At 72.2% G+C, this 601-nt stretch carries 1 protein-coding gene; it reads left to right on the forward strand.

Going from position 1 to position 601, the window contains the following annotated elements; all coding sequences use genetic code 11:
- Positions 1 to 601: aminotransferase class V-fold PLP-dependent enzyme (locus RF645_RS13145; protein ID WP_368819258.1), on the forward strand; the 601-nt coding region annotated here is incomplete at both ends.

A 601-nucleotide genomic window follows, 5' to 3' on the forward strand; every position in this document is an offset into this window, starting at 1 on the left:
GACTACCGGGCCGCCGTGCGCCCGGGGACGAAGGCCGTCTACACGGAGGTCGTGGCCAACCCGTCCGGGGAGATCGCCGACCTGGAGGGCCTCGCCGCGGTCGCGCACGAGGCCGGCGTCCCGCTCGTCGTCGACTCGACGATGACCCCGCCCTACCTGATCCGCCCGTTCGAGCACGGGGCGGACATCGTCATCCACTCGGCGACCAAGTTCCTGGGCGGCCACGGCACCACGCTGGGCGGCGTCGTCGTCGAGTCCGGCCGCTTCGACTGGGCGAACGGCAACTTCCCGTCCATGACCGAGCCGGTGCCGACGTACAACGACGTCACCTGGTGGGGGAACTTCGGGGAGTACGGGTTCCTGACCCGGCTGCGCACCGAGCAGCTGCGGGACATCGGCCCCGCTCTGGCGCCCCAGTCCGCGTGGAACCTGCTCCAGGGCGTCGAGACGCTGCCGCAGCGCATGGACGCGCACCTGGCCAACGCGCACGTCGTCGCACGCTGGCTGGAGGAGGACCCGCGCGTCTCCTACGTCAACTGGGCGGGGCTGCCGAGCCATCCGCACCACGACCGGGCGCAGAAGTACCTGCCCCTCGGCCCGG

Origin of the sequence: Kocuria sp. CPCC 205260, assembly GCF_040981045.1 — a bacterium.
In the GTDB taxonomy this organism is placed as follows: domain Bacteria; phylum Actinomycetota; class Actinomycetes; order Actinomycetales; family Micrococcaceae; genus Kocuria; species Kocuria palustris.